An 18,183-nucleotide genomic window follows, 5' to 3' on the forward strand; every position below is an offset into this window, starting at 1 on the left:
TTGTTAAACAGATAAATTACATCGTTTGGATTCACTAAAACTAGAGGTTTCTTATGTTCAAAAAACGCACACTGGTCATTGCACTCACCGCAGCTATTACGTCATTAGCAGGCTGTAACTCGGAAACTACTGAGGAGACTGATCCGTCCGAACCGCTCAATGTACTGCAGTATGTTGATCCCTTTATCGGTACCGGATTCAATGGTCATACTTTCCCGGGTGCTGTTGTACCGGAAGGTTTTGTGCAGCTCAGCCCGGATACCCATTTAACCGGCTGGCACTCTTCCAGCGGCTATCATTATGATGACGACACGGTATACGGCTTCAGCCATACTCATTTAAGCGGCACCGGTATCGGTGATCTCGGCGATATTCTGTTTATGCCCTACAGCGATGATCAAGAGCATGAATCCTCAAAATTCCAGAAAAGTAATGAGACAGCCGGTGCCGGTTATTATCAGGTTAAACTGGATGACTCCGGCATTGATGCTGAGCTGACTGCAACGCAGCGTGTTGGTCTGCACCGCTACACATATGCAGATCAACAGTCTCAGAAACTAAAAGTGGACCTCGGTCATACCCTGAATGAAGACTGGGGCGGGGTGAGTATTGAGAATGAAATTACCTTTGTGGATGAAAATACCATTATCGGTAAACGTATCAGCGGCGGCTGGGCAGATGGTCAGCAGGTCTTCTTTATCGCTAAATTTTCATCACCTATCAAGTCCTACACTATCACCAATGAAGGTGAACAGATCGACGGCAGCACAGCTAACGGTAAAGATGTTGTCAGCTTTATTGAGTTTGAACCTTCAGATAAGCCTGTCGAAATAAAAGTCGCGCTGTCACCGGTCAGCACAGAAGGTGCTGAAGACAATCTTAATGCAGAAGCTGCGGCCTTAAGCTTTGATCAGGCCCGTGCTCAGGCGGAAAATAAGTGGAAAGACAGCTTAGAGGGCTTCCAGATTGAAGGCGGCACAGAAACAGAAAAGACTATTTTCTACAGCGCGCTTTACCACACTAAACTAGCGCCGATGATCCATCAGGATGTTGACGGTCAGTACCCGGGCATGGATAAAAATATCTACCAGAACTTTGACGGTAAAACCAACTACACGGTTTACTCTATGTGGGATACCTTCCGTGCGCTGCATCCGCTGAAAACCATCACCGAACCGCAGCGGGCCGTTGATTACGCTATGAACCTGATTCAGAAACAAAAAGAAGGCGGCCTGCTGCCGAAATGGGAGCTGCACGGTAATTATACCGGCACTATGGTCGGCTACCCGGCAGTCTCTGTGATGGCCGATGCAATGGTTAAATATCCGCAGGAATTCACTCAGCAGGACTTTGAAGATGCGATGCTCGCTGGTATTGCCAGCTCTACCTGGCACCCGGAAGACTTCCAGCACTGGGATCAAGAGCTGCTGGGTAAAGTCATGACCCTGCATATTAAATACATCGGCGAAGAAGGATTTGCGCCGGCAGATGAAACCGCAGAATCCGTCTCCTACGGATTAGAAAATGCTTACTATGACTGGTGTATTGCGCAGATTGCGCAGCTCGCCGGAAATCAGCAGGTTTATGATACTTATATGCAGCGATCTAAAGGTTTTGAGCGTTATTTTGACTATAACCCGAGCGACTACAGCGAGCATAATGTCAGCGGCTTTATGCGTCCGGTATTATTAGACGGCAGCTGGCGTACACCTTTTGACCCTTACAATGCGGTACATGAAACCGGTGATTATACCGAAGGCAACGGCTGGCAGTGGACCTGGTTTGCCCCCCATGATATCGACGGTTTAAAAACACTGATGGGCGGTGAAGAAGACTTCAGGAAAAACCTGGACGGATTATTTAATGCAGAAGAGCAGGAAGGTACTGCAGATATGACCGGCTTAATCGGCCAGTACGTACATGGTAATGAACCGGATCAGCATGTGCCGTATCTATATAACTACACCGATACGCCGTGGAAAACCCAGGAGTATGTTGATCAGATCCTTGAAGAGTTTTATTTAGCCACGCCGGAAGGCATTGTCGGCAATGAAGATGTCGGGCAGATGTCAGCCTGGTACGTATTAAGTTCACTCGGTTTCTACCAGATAACACCGGGCAACACGACCTACACCATAGGCCGCCCGCTGTTTGATAAAGCTGCCATACCGGTAAAAGACGGTGAGTTTACCATTACCGCGGAAAACAACGGCCCGGACAATTTATATGTTAAATCGGTCAGCATTAACGGTCAGCCGCTAAACGAAGGTCTGTTCTTTGATCACAGCGAATTTAAAGCCGGCGGTACGCTGCACTTTGTTATGAGTGCAACACCTCCTCAGTCTTAACCCCAAACCGCCGCCGCAGTAATATGCGGCGGCTTTTCACTAGTCCCTATAAGGAACCATACATTTCCCCCCTCATAACTGCCAACTAACTTAGGAGCACTCCATGTTCAAGACAGCAAAAAAATATATGTTCACAATCACATTATTAACCGTCGTTCTTGCCCTGACAGTATTAAGCGGCTGCAGCAGCAGTCTCACTAGCCAGGAAAAAGCAGAAAATACCCAGCTGATAGGTAACTTTTTTGGTATTTTTGGTGATGACTGGGAAAATCGCCTGCGCGATGATACGCCCTTTGACAAAATGGACTTTGTTTATATCGCTTTTGCTCACCCCTATGATGAAAATGGTGACGGAATTTACGAGTTAGGTTATGAAAATGCGCATAAAGAAGCGCCTTTCACCGATCAGGAGCGTATCGATCAGGTTGTTAAATTAGCCCGTGAAAAAAATCCTGAAATCAAACTGCTGATCTCTGAAGGCTGGAGCATGCAGGATTACTGGAAAAGCGCACAGAATCCGGAAATATTTGCCGACAGCGTAGTGACCATGATGCGCGCCCACCAGCTTGACGGTTTCGATATGGATTATGAAATTGCCACAGATCCGGTCACTCTGCCGCAGTTTATCGCCTTAGTCGAGGCCTTAAGAAAACGCCTGGATGAAGCAAGCATTGAAGATCAGCGAGGCGATAATCCGTACCTGTTAACCATCACACCGGATCATACCTCACTGGCAGTATGGGACGGCAAAGTCGTTAATGATAATTTTGATTACGTAAACCTGCAGACTTACTGGGGCGAGCGTTTTCATTTTATTGACCTGTTTGAAGACAGCGGCGTTGATGTATCAAAAATGCTGATCGGTTTAGCCAGTGAAATTGACCGAAACCCTGCTGATTCACCGCAGCCCTTTATTGATATCGCCAGAGAACGCGGCGCCCGCGGCATTTTCGCCTGGAGAGTAGATACCGACAGTCTTGATGAAAACGGCATCCCGCAGTATACCATTACCAATAAGATGTGGGAGTTGATGGGACGCGGCGAAGCACAATAAACCTTAACCTCTGCTTAACCGTACTTAGGGCAGCTGTATTAAGCTGTCCGCTTACTTTTTCGGGTATAACAAATATCCAGCAAAAACAGGCGATCTTCTACAAATCATACCGCCAGACCTCTATACCCATGATACTTAAAGATGCACAGTCAGCAAGGCAGGCTGTGCCAAGATGCTAGGCATAAAATTGAAGTATAGTTATTCTATATAGAGACTTTATAACAACGCAGATTGGTTCTGCTTGCCTTGCCCTACGGGGCGTACGCTGAGGTAACATGGGTATATATTGATAAGCCTCTCTTAAACATCAAAAAACAGACGAATACAAGACATTTCCTATCAAAATAAAGACATATGAAACGCACTTTATATAAGGCGGCTGGTTTTTAGTGACGAGAACGAATAAGCTGATATCAATTATCATGAGACTTGTCAGCAGGACAATAAAATGACCGATAAACACAGCCAGCATGGATTTCATCAGACAGATAATAAACACTCTGTTTACAGCATTTCGCTAAAATCTAACTACGGCAGCAGCGGCTTTCATCGTCATCAGGTAGGACAGCTGCTGTATCTGTCTGAAGGCATCACTCACTTAAGTCTTCCTGATCAGCAGGCGGTTATCAGTCCAAGCAGAGCCGCCTGGATCCCGCCCGATTTAGAGCATGCTACGGTAATGAATAAAGCTCACCACTATCAAAGTCTGTATTTCGATATTCAAGTTCATCCAGATTTACCTAAGTACTTCTGTATTAAACAGGTTTCACCGCTGTTAAGGCAGATGATTCTGGATGTTGAGCACTGGCGGGAACCCTGGGATGAATCCAGCATCTACGCTCTGAAAGCACAAGTGCTGGTTCATGAAATCACCGCTGCGGCAGAAGTCCCGGTGCAAGTGCCGATCCCTTCAGACAGACGGCTTGCCATCGTTTGCGGGCAGTTAATGCAGCAGCCGGATATCAAGTATTCATTGAAAGAGTGGGGGCAGATAGCAGGCGCCAGTGATAAAACCCTTTCCCGTTTGTTTAAATCTGATCTCGGTATCAGCTTTCACCATTGGCGTCTGCATGTCAGGATGATGCACGCCGTCAGCTTATTAGATAAAAACCTTTCCAATACAGATATTGCTCTAGCCATCGGCTACTGCTCTGACAGTGCTTTTACCCATGCCTTTAACGGCTATTTTGGTTATCCGCCGCGGCAATATAAGCGCAGCTCGTCTAACTGAGATACATTTTGTCTGTATTTTGATGCTCGTCTAACTGAGGTACATTTTGTCTGTATTTTGATATTTGATGTCGCGGTAAAGCAGCCCCTCTGATCTCAATCGAGTTACACTTTGCAGACAATTCCAACTTCAAGGTTCTACTATTATGTCGATTATATCTAGTGTCTGCGAACTCAGGACAGGCAAAGCCAAGATAATGTTTCCCCAAAAAATCAATACTGCGATTGATAAGCATCAAGTCACGCAAATTAACGTTACCCTTTCAGGCATCAGCGGCGATGAGCATGTCTATGAAGAGTGTATCGATGAAGACAGAGTGATCCTTCAGTGTGCTCCCGAACATTACAGCAGTTTAAAAGCGCGCTTTCCCGACTCCAGCCACCTGTTTGTTAACGGCGGTTTTGGTGAGAACCTGACTGCCGAGGGAATGAACGAACATAATATGTGTATCGGTGATATCCTGCAGATAGGTGAAGTTAAGCTTGAGCTATGTCTGCCGAGGCAGCCCTGCTTTAAGCTTAATCATCGGTTTGAGCAGCCGTCCATTTCACGACATGTACAGGACAATGCCCAGACAGGCTGGTTTTACCGTGCATTAAGCGAAGGCATCATTAACCAGGGTGATAACATCGAACTGCTTGAACGTCCCAACCCGGAATGGACCATTGCTAAAGTCCAGCACTACCTTTATGTTGAGACAGATAATAAACTGCTGACTAAAAAACTCGCCGAACTTGAGCCTTTAGCTGACGAGGTCAAAGATGTTTTTAAACATAGACTTGCCAGCAACAGTGCTGAAGACTGGAACGATGGAGAGGCGGCCCTGCTTGAAGTCCGAGTCGTTAAAATTATTGATGAATCCGATAAAGTCAAACGACTGCTTCTAAGCCGCACCGATTTAAGCCCCTTACCTGCTTTCACCGCCGGGGCACATATCAGCCTGCACCTGGGCAACGGCCTGACACGTGCTTACTCTCTGTGTGCATCACTTAACAATGACTGTTATGAAGTAGCTGTCGGCTTAGCACCAGACAGCCGCGGCGGTTCAAAGTATATTCACGAACAACTGAAGCTGCGGGATGTACTGCAAATTTCTGAGCCTGCCAACTTATTTACCATGACACGGGCTAAAAAACAGGTTTTTGCGGCCGCTGGTATCGGCATCACGCCGTTTCTGGTCATGATTGAAGAAGCCGCCGCTAATAATGAACAGTTTGAGCTGCATTATTGTGTTGATGATACCAAAAACTACCCGTTTCAATCTCAGCTGGCCCAATATCAGGACAACGTTTTTACCTACAGCCTGGACCAGCCTTTGGATATTAATGCTCTGCTGGATAACCACCAGAGAGGCACGCATGTATATACCTGCGGCAGTCCCGGTTTTACCCGTTTAGTCAAAGAAGCCGCTCAGCACTGGAGTCTCGACAATGTTCATTATGAAAACTTTACGGCAGAATTAGCGGCAGATGCGAGCGAGTTTATAGTAAACATTCAAGGGAGCGGACTGCAGATAAACGTCCCCGCGGATCAAAGTATGCTTAATGCCCTGCGGGATAACGGTATTGATATTAACTCGGGCTGTGAAACCGGCCGCTGCGGAGCATGCCGCGTTGATTACCAAGGCGAGGTAGAGCATAAAGACAGCATTCTCACCAAGTCAGAAAAAAAGCAGTGCATGATCCCCTGCGTGTCTAGAGCAAAAGGCGCTGAGTTAACCATTTCACTGCCTTAGCGGCAGTAAAACGGCACTGTTATCAGCCGTCCGAACACGGACGGCTCTGTTTTGTTGAAAAAGATTATGCTTCTGCCTGCAGCTCGATACTGTCTGCCTGAATAAATGCAGGATGAGAAGCTAACTGCTGCGCATAAACGGCAATATTTTTATACTTGTCAAATTCACCATTATTTTTCACCAGCTCTACAATAAACGACATCATAATATCCGCGCCACTAAGCTGATCTGCAACTAAATAACGCCTGCCTTCTAAGGAGTCATCAAAAAATCGGAGTACTTTAGCGGTTTCCATATCGGCATAACCCGCTAAAAAGTTAGTTTCTGCCCCGTCTTTTTCGACAAATATTTTTAACAATAAAGGCAGGATCGCGGAGCTTTCAGCAAAATGCATCCATTGAGAATACTCAACATACTCTTTCGTGCCGCGCTGTGGCGCGAACAGCCCGTCAGCATATTTATCAATCAGATATTCCGTTATTGCCCCCGATTCCGCTATTATCATCCCGTCATCTTCAAGAATTGGCGACTTTCCCAGCGGGTGCACTGATTTAAGCTCAGGAGGCGCAAGGAATGTCGCAGGATCACGCTGATACGCAGCCACTTCGTACTTTACATTAAGCTCTTCCAGCAGCCAGATAATTCGTTTGGAACGAGACTTATTTAAATGGTGTAGTTTAATCATCATATTTCCGTTTTTATTGTTATTACAACTTTTATAAAGGCTGATTTACTTTAACAACCAGCTTGCCGAAGTTCTTACCTTCAAGCAGTCCCTTAAACGCTTCAACAGTATTATCTAACCCTTCTACTATTTGTTCTTTATACTTCACTTTGCCTTCCTGCAGCCATACCGTCATATCAGCAGCAAACTCGTTATAACGGTCTGCATAATCATCAAAAATGATAAAGCCCTGCATTTTAATACGTTTAACCAGTAGCGTGCCCATCAGCATAGACAAGCGGTCCGGCCCTTCTGGCAATGAAGTGGCGTTGTATTGTGAGATCAAACCACACAGAGGTACTCTGGCCCCGGTATTAAGCAGGGGCAGCACAGCATCAAATACCTTGCCTCCTACATTTTCATAATAAACATCAATACCTTTATCACATGCATTATTCAGCTGCTGCAGAAAGTCCTCTGCTTTATGGTCAATACACTCATCAAATCCCAGCTCTTCTTTCGCATAACGGCACTTCTCTTCACCGCCTGCAATCCCCACAACACGGCATCCTTTAAGCTTACCAATCTGACCAACGGTTGCGCCGACAGGTCCCGTTGCAGCGGCAACTACAATCGTATCTCCAGGTTTAGGCTCGCCAATATCCAGCAGCCCCATATAAGCTGTGAACCCAGGCATGCCCATAATGCCAAGCGCATAAGACGGCGCGGCCGGATCTGTACCAAGTTTAAGCAGCCCTTCACCATCGGACAGCGCGTATTTCTGCCAGCCGGTGTAAGCCAGCACCCATTCACCGACTTGGAAATCATCGTTATTTGAGACTTCAACCTGACAAACCGTACCGCCGACCATAACTTCATCTATAGCAACCGGATCAGCATAGGATTTGGCATCACTCATGCGCCCTCTCATATAAGGGTCAAGAGACAGATAGATAGTACGGAGAAGGACTTCGCCCTTTGCAGGAACCGGTTTATCTGTATTTTCAAGACGAAAATTATTATCTAGCGGTGCGCCGACAGGACGAGAAGCCAGTACAATACGTTGATTCTGATTAGTTTGAGCAGTCATGATTATTCCTCTTTGAGTATTATTAATATTTAACTGAATTTTCTGTGAATGTTCAATTTTCACGCGAAAAATAGACCAGTCGTCTAGTGTGTAATTAATAAAAAACCCGTACGTCAATAAGTACGGGTTTATGGTTATCTTCTTAAAATTCTAACTTGCCTTGTAAAATCTGTTCCGTTTTCTGCAGCGTCATCTGCAAACCAGACACATCTTTACTTAATTTATATAAAATACTGGCACCTAACCAGATCTGATATAACATTTCAGCAGTTTCCTGTGCATTGTTAACCTTAATAGAGCCGTCGAGTCTGCCGCTGTTAATGCATTGAGCAATAGCTGAAACTACATTAGCCGCACCTGCATTTAAGACTAAACGCATCGACTCAGAAAGATCCGATACTTCAGCACTCAGCTTTACTACCAGACACTTTTCAGCACCACATACACCGTCATTAAATTCAATCCAGTATCTGAAATAAGTTAACAGGCGCTCATTTGCAGATAAATGCTTATCTGTAAACAGGCCGTTCAGCCGTTCTATGTACTTGTCAAAATAATCAGCAATAAGCGCCTCGCCAAACTGCTCCTTCGATTTAAAATAATGATAGAAAGAACCTTTAGGTACTTGTGCATGCTTTAACAGCTGTGACAAACCAACACTAGTAAACCCTTTGGCTACGATTAATTCGTAACCCATGTCTAAAATATGCTGGCGTGTTTCGTTCGTTTGTATTTTCATAACAGGTACAATAAAACAAATTAGACCAGTCGTCTAGTGGCGTTTACATAATAATGAAAATAAGTATAAATCTAGCAGCTGAATATAAACTCGTTTATATTGCTTCAGGTAGATTTTTTATAATAAGGGAAGCTAAATGTCATTAGAAAGCGCTGTTACATTTTTTATTGCCATTTTCATATTCAGCATTACACCAGGACCCGGTGTATTTACCATTTTGTCACGCGCGCTGGTTGACGGTGTAAAAAGCTGCATTATGCTGGCTTTGGGAATGGTCGTAAGCGATCTGGCATTTCTCATTCTTGCTTGTTTCGGCCTGGCAACAATTGCAGAGAACTGGTCAGAAGTATTTCTAGTCATTCGATATGCAGGCGCGGCTTATCTTATTTACCTCGGATACAAAATGTTTAAAGCGCTGCCTCAGATCAAAGAGGACATGGGTAGAAACACCGCCAAAAACAAACACGCTTTATTAGCCGGCTTTACTCAAGGCTTTTTAATCTCCGCCTCGAACCCAAAGGTGATCCTGTTTTATATCGCCTTTTTACCAACTTTTATCGACCTGACTGTGCTTCAATCTCAAGATATTGTGCTGGCTGCTGTACTGACCTCCATTGCATTAATGGCAGGCCTGATGTTGATAGCCTTCGGCGCCGCCAAAATGGCCGGCATACTTAAAACACCACTCGCCCATAAGAGGCTGAACAGAGGCGCAGGCAGCATCATGATATTAGCCGGCACTTACCTTGCAGTGAATCGGTAAATCTAGGGAAACTGTACAATACGTTGTTAAACATGCAGTCATTTATTGCAAAGTCCCTAGCTCAGAGGCACTTTCCATTTTATCATTCTGTTTGCACACAGCGGTGTTGATGCATCAAAAATGCTAGTCAGTTCAGCCCGTGAAATTGACCATAATCCTGCGGATTAACCACAGCTCTTTATTAATATTGCCAGAGAACACGGCGCCCGCGGCATCTTCACCTGGAGAATAAATACTGACAGCCTTAATGAAAACGGCATCCCGCAGTATACCATTACCAATAATATGTGAGAGTTGATGGTGCGTGACAAAGCGCACTAACCTTTGCCCTCTACTTCCCCCTATTCCGGACAGCCTAATGGGCTGTCGCTTAGCGGCCATTATAAATGCGATCCCGGTCACGCTTGTTTTCAGGTGTTACAAATGTCCAGCAAAGGGTTGTTTTATCTTCTACCAAACATGCCGCCAAGCTTCTATATTGGCATCATCAAAAATAATCCTCTCTTAAGGAGATAATGATGAAAATTGTCGCAATTACCGCCTGCCCGACAGGTATCGCTCATACTTATATGGCTGCTGATAAACTCAGTGATACCGCTAAAAAACTCGGTATAACTATTAAGGTTGAAACCCAGGGAGCAATGGGGATCGAAAACCGTCTTACCGAGCAGGACATACACAGGGCAGATATTGTTGTAATGGCGGCTGACATCAGAGTCGAATACGGCGAACGTTTTGAAAGTAAATTATGCGTCAATGTCAGTATTCAGGACGCACTTAAGAAACCCCAGAGTATTTTTTCCCAGTGTCAGAAATTGATGAAATGAATAAGGCAACCCCTATGAAAAATGAATTCAAATTTAACTGTAGTCTTGTAAACGGTATTCACGCACGCCCGGCCAGCCACCTGGAAAAAGTGTGTAAGCAGTTTGACTGTGATATTACCCTGACTAACCTGCGCAGCGGCAATACAGGCAATGCTAAAAGTGTATTAGCCTTAGTCAGCACCGATACCCTGCTTAATGACCCGTGTATTCTGACTTTTAACGGTCAAGACAGCGAACAAGCGTTAAACAAACTTACACAGTATATTCATAATGAATTTGCTCACTGCGATCAGGCTTTAGATAAACCCGGCGCCAGTGAAGCTATCGTACTGCCACAGTCGCTGCTGCGTCATCAGCCGACTCTGCTTCAGGGAAAATGTCTAGCACTAGGTATCGGCAAAGGCCGCTTAATCGGCAATGAAGATATCAACCTCAATCTGTTCCGTACAGACATCCAATATGATGAAACGGCCCGCTTTGATAATGCCCGCCAGCAGGTTAGTAATAGCCTTGAGCAGGCTGTACAAGATGCAGACGGCGCTGAAAAAGAGATTATCAATGCACACCTGGCTATTCTTAATGACATCACTTTTGTTGATGATATTCAAAAACACCTGATCAGTCAGTCAACAGCAAATGCAGTACTAGCCAGCCTTGAAATAGTCAGTGAGCAGCTCAAGCAGTCATCCAGTGCTTACCTGCGCGAGCGTATTGTTGATATTCGCGATGTTGCCACGCAGCTGCTCTGTGCGGCTTACCCGGAAATCAACATCACTACTAAGTTAACCTTAACTGGGCCGTCGATTGTTATTGCCAATGACCTGACACCAAGTCAGTTTCTTGGTCTGGATAAAGAACTGCTGCAGGGATTAGTACTTACTCACGCAGGCAGTACGTCACATACTGTGATTTTGGCTCGTGCCTTTAATATCCCGACTTTATCGGGCATTGAAGCGGCTCAGTGTGCAGACGCTCTAAACAGTGAAGTATATCTAGATGCTAATCTCGGTGTACTGGCCGTACAGGCCAATCAAGGGGTACGCTGCTACTTTGACCGCGCTATCACTTTGAACCAGCAGCTGAGCGACAAACAAGGTGCTTACGCAGCCCTCTCCGCGCAAACCAGTGACGGCAAAGGTATCGAAATCGCAGCTAATATTGCCTGCTCCGTTGAAGCACAGGCGGCATTTGAAAAAGGTGCACAGGGTATTGGTTTATTCCGCACAGAAATGCTGTTCATGGACCGCAGCGAAGCCCCAAAAGAAGAGGAGCAGTACGAACAGTACCGCCAGGTTTTACAAGCTGCCGATGATAAACCAGTAATCATCCGCACCATGGATATCGGTGGTGATAAACCCATTGATTATCTGAATCTTCCTCAAGAAGGAAATCCCTTCTTAGGTTACCGTGCCGTGCGTATTTACCCGGCCTTTATCAACCTGTTCCATGATCAGCTTAGCGCTATTCTACGAGCAGCTCTGCACGGTAATGCGAAAATAATGATCCCGATGATCCAGAGCATTGAAGAGATCCGCTGGGTTAAAGAGCAGATAGAAATAGTAAAAAACCGACTAACAGCACAGGAACTTGAATTTGATAACGATGTACCGCTGGGCATTATGGTAGAGATTCCAGCCACGGCATTTATCATTGATCAGTTCTGTCAGGAAGTTGAGTTTTTCAGTATCGGCTCAAATGATATGACTCAGTACCTGCTGGCAGTGGACCGCGACAATGACAGTGTTGCGCACCTTTACAACAGTCTGGCGCCCTCTTTTCTGCGTATGCTGGATCAGGTAGTCAGCACAGCACATCAGTACGGGCGCTGGGTTGGTTTATGCGGTGAACTTGGCGCAGATGCTAAAGTACTGCCGCTGTTGATCGGTGCCGGTTTAGATGAAATCAGTATGAGTGCGCCTAAAATAGCGCCGGCTAAAGCCGTGCTCAGCAAACTTAACAGCAGTGACTGCAAGGCTCTTTTCGACCAGGCTTGTCAGTGCCCGACCATAAACGATGTACAGGCACTGCTGGATAATGCTTCTGCTAGTCAGGAAAGCAAACCGCTGTTATCAACAGAGTGTGTATTAAAAAATGCTGATTTCTCCTGTAAAGAAGAAGTTATTCAGTCAATGGTCGGCAATTTAGGACTGCACGGGCGCACCGATAATACTTATAAGCTGGAGGAAGATATCTGGGCTAGAGAAGCGGTTTTCTCTACTGCATTAGGATACGGGTTTGCAATTCCGCATACTAAATCTGAGCATATTCGCGACTCGAGCATCAGTATTGCCCACCTTAATAAACCCATTGACTGGCAGTCTGACTCTGGTGATGTAGATGTGGTTATTATGCTGACCTTAAATAAAGAACAAGGCGATCAGCATATGCGTATCTTCTCTAGTCTGGCACGTAAACTGATTCACGAGAGCTTCCGAGAGCAGCTGCGTCACAGCAAAGATGAAGCGGGCATTATCAGCATGCTGGAAAAAGAACTGGCAGTTTAAGCCGTAAAGCTTACTAAAAAGGCGCCTGCTTTTAAGCAGGCGCCTTTTTTATTTGCGCTGCAAAAATAACAGCTTAAGGTTTGGCGCTGTTGATATGAGCAAAAGACAGCGGAAAATCACGCTCTTTAGTTAAGGCTTCGGCGCGTAATGTTATAGCCTGCTCACTGATCCGTTCGCTGCTAGGAAAAGAACGTATCGCTTTTATTTCTTTATCCACCAGCCCAGTTTTTGTCAGCTGCTGCAGAATAACATCAGCCGCGGTTAATACCGAAGAAGCTTTAACCGTTTCACAACGCGCATAATTATCACCGGCAAAGGAAACATTAGCAGCACGTAATGTCGGATCGCCGCCGGGTATCTGCTGCGCACCAAACAATGGTTTTGCACCGACTTGTGCATTACTGAAGCTAGGGATATAAGCACTGATATGCGCAATCGCACGGCTGGTACGTTCAATGATCTCCGACTCAGTCCAGTTCTTATCTATTTTATTTAAAAAGACTTCCGCTAATTTCGGCTGCGCACTCTGCTCGGTACTTGCCACTAACCCCTGCTTAAACAAAGTAATATCTTCGGTCATGCCGTGGAGCTGAAAATAGCCGCCCGGATAAGGTGTGAACTGTGCCATGCCCTGTGGCGTGCCCCGCTCGCCATGAAAAACCACTTCCGGCCAGACAGCATCGCAATCAGTCCATTTACTGACATAAGCAGCCTTAAATTCAACCAGACGCGGCCGTTTGAAACCTAACAGATCATCAATTAAACCACTTCTGAAACCAGCAGCATTGATTAAATAATCAAATTCCTCCTGCTTGTTTAAACCTGCCTGCTGATAATCAATCAACCAGCCCCCGGATACAGTCGGACTTATCTTAGTCACCGCGCTGTTAGTCAGCACCTGACAAGCTGTATTAGCCTCAAGAGAAAGTGCGGCAGAAGCACCTAAACGGAACATGTTTAAACCAAATTCATGCACCATCACCAGCGGATACTGCAGTTTGTCCAGATCTACATTTTTAGCCACTGGAATCATCCATTGCGCTAAGGTCTGCGGTTTATCAAGCGGCGTTTGTAATGCTAAAGACTCAAGCTCTTCACGCTCGAACAGCTGAAAATAGTCCTGACTTTCACCGAGCACTTTATTTAAAGGATCAAGCTGAATCAAACGTTCATATTCGCTCTGCAGTTTATATAAGCGCGGTAATAACTGCTGCGGCGTACCTTTATCATGTTTAGGCACTGCCACCACCGTCGGCCGATAATCAGCAGCATAGGGGTATAAACGCAGCAGATCAATGGACTGTGCAAGCAGCGTTACACACTGCTGTTCAGAGATTTCCCGGTATAAATTACCGCCGGCATGCAGATGACAGATTGGCGGGCCGTTTACTAAACTAGGCCCTTTTTCAAGCAGGGTAATATCCAGGCCCAGCTCACTTAGATATAACGCCACGGAAGCACCGGCAATACCGCCGCCGATAATGGCTATTTTTGCTGCTGTTGAGTTAATTTGTGTAACGTCTGACATACTGACCTTTATCTAATGACCGACAATAAAATTAAACGCGCAGTTAGTCTGCCAGTGCATACTCATTTGTATTGCCTAATACAGCAATCAAATCGGCAAAATTATCAAACACAATATCCGGGTTATGCAGGCCGATATCTTCGCCGTAGTTATAGCCGTAAGTTAAACCAACACTCTGCATCGACGCTGCATTAGCAGCTAGAATATCATTTTTTGAATCACCGACCATTACACACTGCTCTGGAGTAACATTCAGCTTTTCACAGACATGTAATAACGGCAGCGGATCCGGTTTACGCTTTGCTAAACAGTCGCCGCCTAATAATATTTCAAATAACCCGGTCAACTGCAGCCCTTCAAGAATCGGTTCAATAAAATCAAAAGGTTTATTGGTCACAATCACTAAACGATAACCATGAGCTTTTAATATCTTTAAAGTTGAACGCACCTGCGGGTAAGCAGCCGTTTTAATGCAGAGATTGTTTTTATAGAAATCTAAGAAAATCTGCAGGGATTTTTCAAGTAAAGCCGGCTCAAGGTCTTCCGCTACCACTGACTGACCGGATAAACCGCGCTGCACTAAAGTAAGTGCGCCGTTACCCACCCAGGAGCGGATAATATCTTCACTAAACGTCGGACGCTCCAGTGTGGTTAACATATGGTTTACAGCTAATGCTAAGTCTGGAGCACTGTCGATCAGCGTACCATCTAAATCGAATAAAATGACTTGTTTATTGGTAAATTTCAATTTTTTTGACCTTGATATAAATCAATTATAGAGAGCAGTCATTATGCCAGTAATATTCAAAAAAGTAACTTTTGATCACGGTTGTTAAAATAGCTGGGAGAACGTTTATATTTATTGTGCTTTTAATCGTTCAGTAAAAAATAAAGCTCTTCAGCATTTACAATCACAGGAGTCTGAACTTGGATTTTACCATTCAAAAAAAGACAAGACGCAACCCCGTCATTATTTTTTATCAGACGTAAAACTTAATTATCCTCTCTTTCACACTGATAAATAAAATTAATAAAACTGACATATATCCTTTACCTAAAGCAATTTGTGTGAACTCTCAACTTTTAAACTTCTCTTGTAAATGTGTGTGTTTACAGCGTTATTTTTGATTAAATATATTTTTATATCTTAAATTTGGAGAACGCTTTTTTATGAACAAAAAATTAATCCCATTATTACTTACTATCTCACTTATTGGCTGTAAAACTACTGAAGAGGCGGTAACCTCTGGTAATAAGTTGAATATAGATAATCATATTGAAGCGAGTAACTTAATCCAATTAGCTTCATACTATGAGCTCACACCAAATCATCTGCTTATAACAAATTCAGGAATAGATCTGGTCAATTCTCTTGAACTTAAGAGTAGCGAATATGGCTCGGCAGGAGCATTGAAAAACCAAGTTGCTGAACAACTATATAAACAGGCTGCAGAATTAGAACCTAATAATTTAAATCATAAATTTTCATTAGCTTTTGCTCAAGTAGTAAACAACAAGGCAGAGGATGCTATTGAAACTTACGATACCATTCTAGCTATTGACAGTGATAATACAGACGCACTCAGTCTTAAGGCTTTATACGCTCATGCCGTTAAAAAGAATAAAATAAGCTCAGACAATATAACCAAGCTTCAAGCCGTAAATGTTGACAGCGCTGATTTGGTCACAACATTAATCAATACCGTTGATCAAATAAGTAGTCAAAAAGTGATTGATGACTATGAGCAAATAAATTTGAAAAGTTATAAACAACCCGTTATTTGGATATTTGGACATGCTTTAGACGCTGATGGAACAGCAAACAGTATCCTGAATGCAAGATTAGACATGGTTATCGCACTCGCTAAAAAACACCCTCATTCTAAAATTATGGTGACAGGAGGTGTTCCGAAACAAGGCAACACTGAAGCTCGTGTTATGCGTGAAACCTTAGCTGCAGCCGGTATAGATGCAAGCCGAGTAATCATTGAAGACAGATCAACAGATACTGTACAGAATGTTACCTTTGGCCTCCCCCTACTTTCAGAGCACAAGCCTGATGCTGTGGTACTAATTTCAAGCCCGTTTCACCTTCCAAGAGCAGCCTCTGTTTTTAAAATGCATGCACTAGTAAATGACTTTGACGTAGAGGTATTAACACTGGCTTCTTTAGATAACGACAGCAACCCCTACGCAACCTATGCTCCTAACAAAACAATGAGTGATAAGGATTATTTAGATATTTTTAGAGACACCTCGCGTGCGGTAGGTTTTTTTGCCTACCCGCCCATTAAACAATAGTGAAAAAAATTAGGACAGCCAAACCTTTCCCGGAGTGGCTGTTCACACTAGGCAGGGACATGAGCCGTTCATTTTAGAACAAACATTTTTAACTTTTGGAAAGCAGGTAAAATAGACAAGAGCAATATTAAAAAATAGGCTCTAAATATCGTCACTGAATATCGAACGCTCCAACGTAGTTAACATATGGTTCACGGCTAATGCTAAATCCAGTGCGCTGTCGATCAGCGTACCGTCTAAATCGACTTGTTTGTTGGTAAATTTCAATTGTTTTGACCGTGATATAAATCAATTATAGAGAGCAGTCATTACGCCTGTAATATTCAAAAAATAACTTCTGTTCAGGCTTAGAAATAAGCTAAAAAGAATCGTTCATTATTTAACTATACTACCGACAAAGTAAGGGGTTTTAGACCTTACTATTTTAAAAAAAATGTATATTTTTCTGATGACACACTTGTTCATTCACAATTTCATTGCAAGCATCCATAATTAATTGATTTTGATTAGTGTGATATTGTAAATATACAACAGGCCAATTGCGTCAGTGTGGCCTATGTAAAGCGGTTACATGCTTAGGTGAGTAATGAATCGGATTATTTTTAGAAAATTAGGTCAGAATGACCGTTCAAAAGTACTGGAGATGCTGCAGGATTCTGAAGTGATGCAGTTTATTGGTCCTAGGCGTGCTTTAAACAAAACTGAAGCACTTGAATGGTTTCAAAATGAATATGAAAAACCATCTAGATTTCCTGTCGCATTAAAAGCCACAAATGAATTTATTGGCTTCTGCGGTATTAAGCACATTGACGGCGTTTTGGACTTTGGTTATTTTTTTAGAAAGTCTTTTTGGGGGCAAGGTTTAGCAACTGAGACATGTAAACTGGCCATCGAGGATCTCGAAAAAGAAATTGATTTTAATAAAGTTCTAGTTTTTATTGCAAAAGCTAACGATGCAAGCTTGGTTCTTGCTAGAAAACTGGGGGGGCACCCGCTCCAAGAAGTCATCAAAGAAAATGAACCGGGTTATTATTATAGAGTAAAAACAGGCGCTTAAAAAAATAAACCTCGGTTAATACCTAATGCCGATCAGTTAAGAAAAATCTATTGATTTTTAACTGAATAAGATCAAAATCCGATGTTCACAAAACATCGGATTTTTTTATGCAACTATCAACAGCACTTTCCCAGGTATCACTTAATCACTTCACTGAATTTACTGGCCTTAACGAGCTATTAGCACCTGAGTTAGTTACTGATGCACTATCTCAAACTGGCGTGGCTACGATAAGAAAACGTAAGCTCCCTATGGAACAAATGGTTTGGGCTGTTATTGGCATGGCATTATTTCGCAAGTACTCAATGCGCCAACTGGTTAATCAACTTGATATTATCCTTC

General features: G+C 43.9%; 16 protein-coding genes. 10 read left to right on the forward strand and 6 right to left on the reverse strand.

Going from position 1 to position 18,183, the window contains the following annotated elements; all coding sequences use genetic code 11:
* Window positions 1-53 precede the first annotated feature (53 nt).
* The 4 genes from G327_RS0110595 to G327_RS0110610 all read left to right on the forward strand — a co-directional run bounded on the left by G327_RS0110595 (window position 54) and on the right by G327_RS0110610 (window position 6,368).
* Window positions 54-2,348 (forward strand): GH92 family glycosyl hydrolase, encoded by a 2,295-nt coding sequence (locus G327_RS0110595; RefSeq protein WP_019614751.1) that lies wholly within the window; start codon window positions 54-56, stop codon window positions 2,346-2,348.
* Window positions 2,349-2,451: 103 nt separating this feature from the next.
* Window positions 2,452-3,402, forward strand: a complete 951-nt coding sequence (locus G327_RS0110600; protein ID WP_019614752.1) for a glycosyl hydrolase family 18 protein — start codon at window positions 2,452-2,454, stop codon at window positions 3,400-3,402.
* 448 nt (window positions 3,403-3,850) lie between these two features.
* Complete coding sequence (locus G327_RS0110605; RefSeq protein WP_019614753.1) at window positions 3,851-4,633, forward strand: AraC family transcriptional regulator; 783 nt, start codon at window positions 3,851-3,853, stop codon at window positions 4,631-4,633.
* 196 nt (window positions 4,634-4,829) lie between these two features.
* A complete protein-coding gene (locus G327_RS0110610; RefSeq protein WP_019614754.1) occupies window positions 4,830-6,368 on the forward strand; it encodes an MOSC domain-containing protein in 1,539 nt (512 codons plus the stop codon).
* A gap of 64 nt (window positions 6,369-6,432) precedes the next feature.
* On the opposite strand, the gene G327_RS0110615 is transcribed toward G327_RS0110610, so the two are convergent.
* The 3 genes from G327_RS0110615 to G327_RS0110625 all read right to left on the reverse strand — a co-directional run bounded on the left by G327_RS0110615 (window position 6,433) and on the right by G327_RS0110625 (window position 8,861).
* Window positions 6,433-7,053, reverse strand: coding sequence for a glutathione S-transferase family protein (locus G327_RS0110615; protein WP_019614755.1), 621 nt, complete (start codon window positions 7,051-7,053; stop codon window positions 6,433-6,435).
* A gap of 31 nt (window positions 7,054-7,084) precedes the next feature.
* Complete coding sequence (locus tag G327_RS0110620; RefSeq protein WP_019614756.1) at window positions 7,085-8,122, reverse strand: NADP-dependent oxidoreductase; 1,038 nt, start codon at window positions 8,120-8,122, stop codon at window positions 7,085-7,087.
* Window positions 8,123-8,264: 142 nt separating this feature from the next.
* The gene (locus G327_RS0110625; protein WP_026339307.1) at window positions 8,265-8,861 is read right to left on the reverse strand and encodes a TetR/AcrR family transcriptional regulator; all 597 of its coding nucleotides are present in this window, start codon (window positions 8,859-8,861) and stop codon (window positions 8,265-8,267) included.
* A gap of 136 nt (window positions 8,862-8,997) precedes the next feature.
* Here G327_RS0110625 and G327_RS0110630 point away from each other — a divergent pair, with 136 nt between their 5' ends.
* The 3 genes from G327_RS0110630 to ptsP all read left to right on the forward strand — a co-directional run bounded on the left by G327_RS0110630 (window position 8,998) and on the right by ptsP (window position 12,955).
* Entirely contained in the window at window positions 8,998-9,624 is a 627-nt protein-coding gene (locus G327_RS0110630; RefSeq protein ID WP_019614758.1) for a LysE family translocator, read from the forward strand.
* 518 nt (window positions 9,625-10,142) lie between these two features.
* A complete protein-coding gene (locus G327_RS0110640; RefSeq protein WP_019614760.1) occupies window positions 10,143-10,451 on the forward strand; it encodes a PTS fructose transporter subunit IIB in 309 nt (102 codons plus the stop codon).
* A gap of 14 nt (window positions 10,452-10,465) precedes the next feature.
* Window positions 10,466-12,955 carry a phosphoenolpyruvate--protein phosphotransferase gene (gene ptsP, locus G327_RS0110645; RefSeq protein WP_019614761.1) on the forward strand — a complete coding sequence of 830 codons (2,490 nt, stop codon included), beginning with the start codon at window positions 10,466-10,468 and terminating at the stop codon, window positions 12,953-12,955.
* Between the two features lie 73 nt (window positions 12,956-13,028).
* Here ptsP and G327_RS0110650 read toward each other — a convergent pair whose 3' ends face one another.
* Window positions 13,029-14,483, reverse strand: a complete 1,455-nt coding sequence (locus G327_RS0110650) for an FAD-dependent oxidoreductase (RefSeq protein WP_019614762.1) — start codon at window positions 14,481-14,483, stop codon at window positions 13,029-13,031.
* 43 nt (window positions 14,484-14,526) lie between these two features.
* The gene (locus G327_RS0110655; RefSeq protein ID WP_019614763.1) at window positions 14,527-15,231 is read right to left on the reverse strand and encodes a phosphoglycolate phosphatase; all 705 of its coding nucleotides are present in this window, start codon (window positions 15,229-15,231) and stop codon (window positions 14,527-14,529) included.
* A gap of 422 nt (window positions 15,232-15,653) precedes the next feature.
* On the opposite strand from G327_RS0110655, the gene G327_RS0110660 reads away from it, so the two are divergent.
* On the forward strand, window positions 15,654-16,784 hold the full coding sequence (locus G327_RS0110660; RefSeq protein WP_019614764.1) for a YdcF family protein: 1,131 nt from the start codon (window positions 15,654-15,656) through the stop codon (window positions 16,782-16,784).
* A gap of 141 nt (window positions 16,785-16,925) precedes the next feature.
* Here G327_RS0110660 and G327_RS27545 read toward each other — a convergent pair whose 3' ends face one another.
* Window positions 16,926-17,051, reverse strand: a complete 126-nt coding sequence (locus G327_RS27545) for a hypothetical protein (protein WP_281167230.1) — start codon at window positions 17,049-17,051, stop codon at window positions 16,926-16,928.
* A gap of 319 nt (window positions 17,052-17,370) precedes the next feature.
* On the opposite strand from G327_RS27545, the gene G327_RS0110665 reads away from it, so the two are divergent.
* Both G327_RS0110665 and G327_RS0110670 read left to right on the forward strand, forming a co-directional pair.
* A complete protein-coding gene (locus tag G327_RS0110665) occupies window positions 17,371-17,841 on the forward strand; it encodes a GNAT family N-acetyltransferase (RefSeq protein ID WP_019614765.1) in 471 nt (156 codons plus the stop codon).
* A 107-nt stretch (window positions 17,842-17,948) separates the two neighbouring features.
* A partial coding sequence (locus tag G327_RS0110670) for a transposase domain-containing protein (RefSeq protein WP_019614766.1) occupies window positions 17,949-18,183 on the forward strand: 235 nt, incomplete at its 3' end.

It is taken from the genome of Psychromonas ossibalaenae ATCC BAA-1528 (assembly GCF_000381745.1).
Classification (GTDB): Bacteria; Pseudomonadota; Gammaproteobacteria; order Enterobacterales; family Psychromonadaceae; genus Psychromonas; species Psychromonas ossibalaenae.

Excerpts from the sequence above, each read along its gene's own strand:
- G327_RS0110610 (WP_019614754.1), top strand. The coding sequence starts at position 4,830 with ATGTTTCCCCAAAAAATCAATACTGCGATTGATAAGCATCAAGTCACG.
- G327_RS0110605 (WP_019614753.1), top strand. The coding sequence starts at position 3,851 with ATGACCGATAAACACAGCCAGCATGGATTTCATCAGACAGATAATAAA.
- G327_RS0110620 (WP_019614756.1), bottom strand. The coding sequence starts at position 8,122 with ATGACTGCTCAAACTAATCAGAATCAACGTATTGTACTGGCTTCTCGT.
- ptsP (WP_019614761.1), top strand. The coding sequence starts at position 10,466 with ATGAAAAATGAATTCAAATTTAACTGTAGTCTTGTAAACGGTATTCAC.
- G327_RS0110630 (WP_019614758.1), top strand. The coding sequence starts at position 8,998 with ATGTCATTAGAAAGCGCTGTTACATTTTTTATTGCCATTTTCATATTC.
- G327_RS0110665 (WP_019614765.1), top strand. The coding sequence starts at position 17,371 with ATGAATCGGATTATTTTTAGAAAATTAGGTCAGAATGACCGTTCAAAA.
- G327_RS0110650 (WP_019614762.1), bottom strand. The coding sequence starts at position 14,483 with ATGTCAGACGTTACACAAATTAACTCAACAGCAGCAAAAATAGCCATT.
- G327_RS0110660 (WP_019614764.1), top strand. The coding sequence starts at position 15,654 with ATGAACAAAAAATTAATCCCATTATTACTTACTATCTCACTTATTGGC.
- G327_RS0110595 (WP_019614751.1), top strand. The coding sequence starts at position 54 with ATGTTCAAAAAACGCACACTGGTCATTGCACTCACCGCAGCTATTACG.
- G327_RS0110615 (WP_019614755.1), bottom strand. The coding sequence starts at position 7,053 with ATGATTAAACTACACCATTTAAATAAGTCTCGTTCCAAACGAATTATC.
- G327_RS0110600 (WP_019614752.1), top strand. The coding sequence starts at position 2,452 with ATGTTCAAGACAGCAAAAAAATATATGTTCACAATCACATTATTAACC.
- G327_RS0110625 (WP_026339307.1), bottom strand. The coding sequence starts at position 8,861 with ATGAAAATACAAACGAACGAAACACGCCAGCATATTTTAGACATGGGT.
- G327_RS0110640 (WP_019614760.1), top strand. The coding sequence starts at position 10,143 with ATGAAAATTGTCGCAATTACCGCCTGCCCGACAGGTATCGCTCATACT.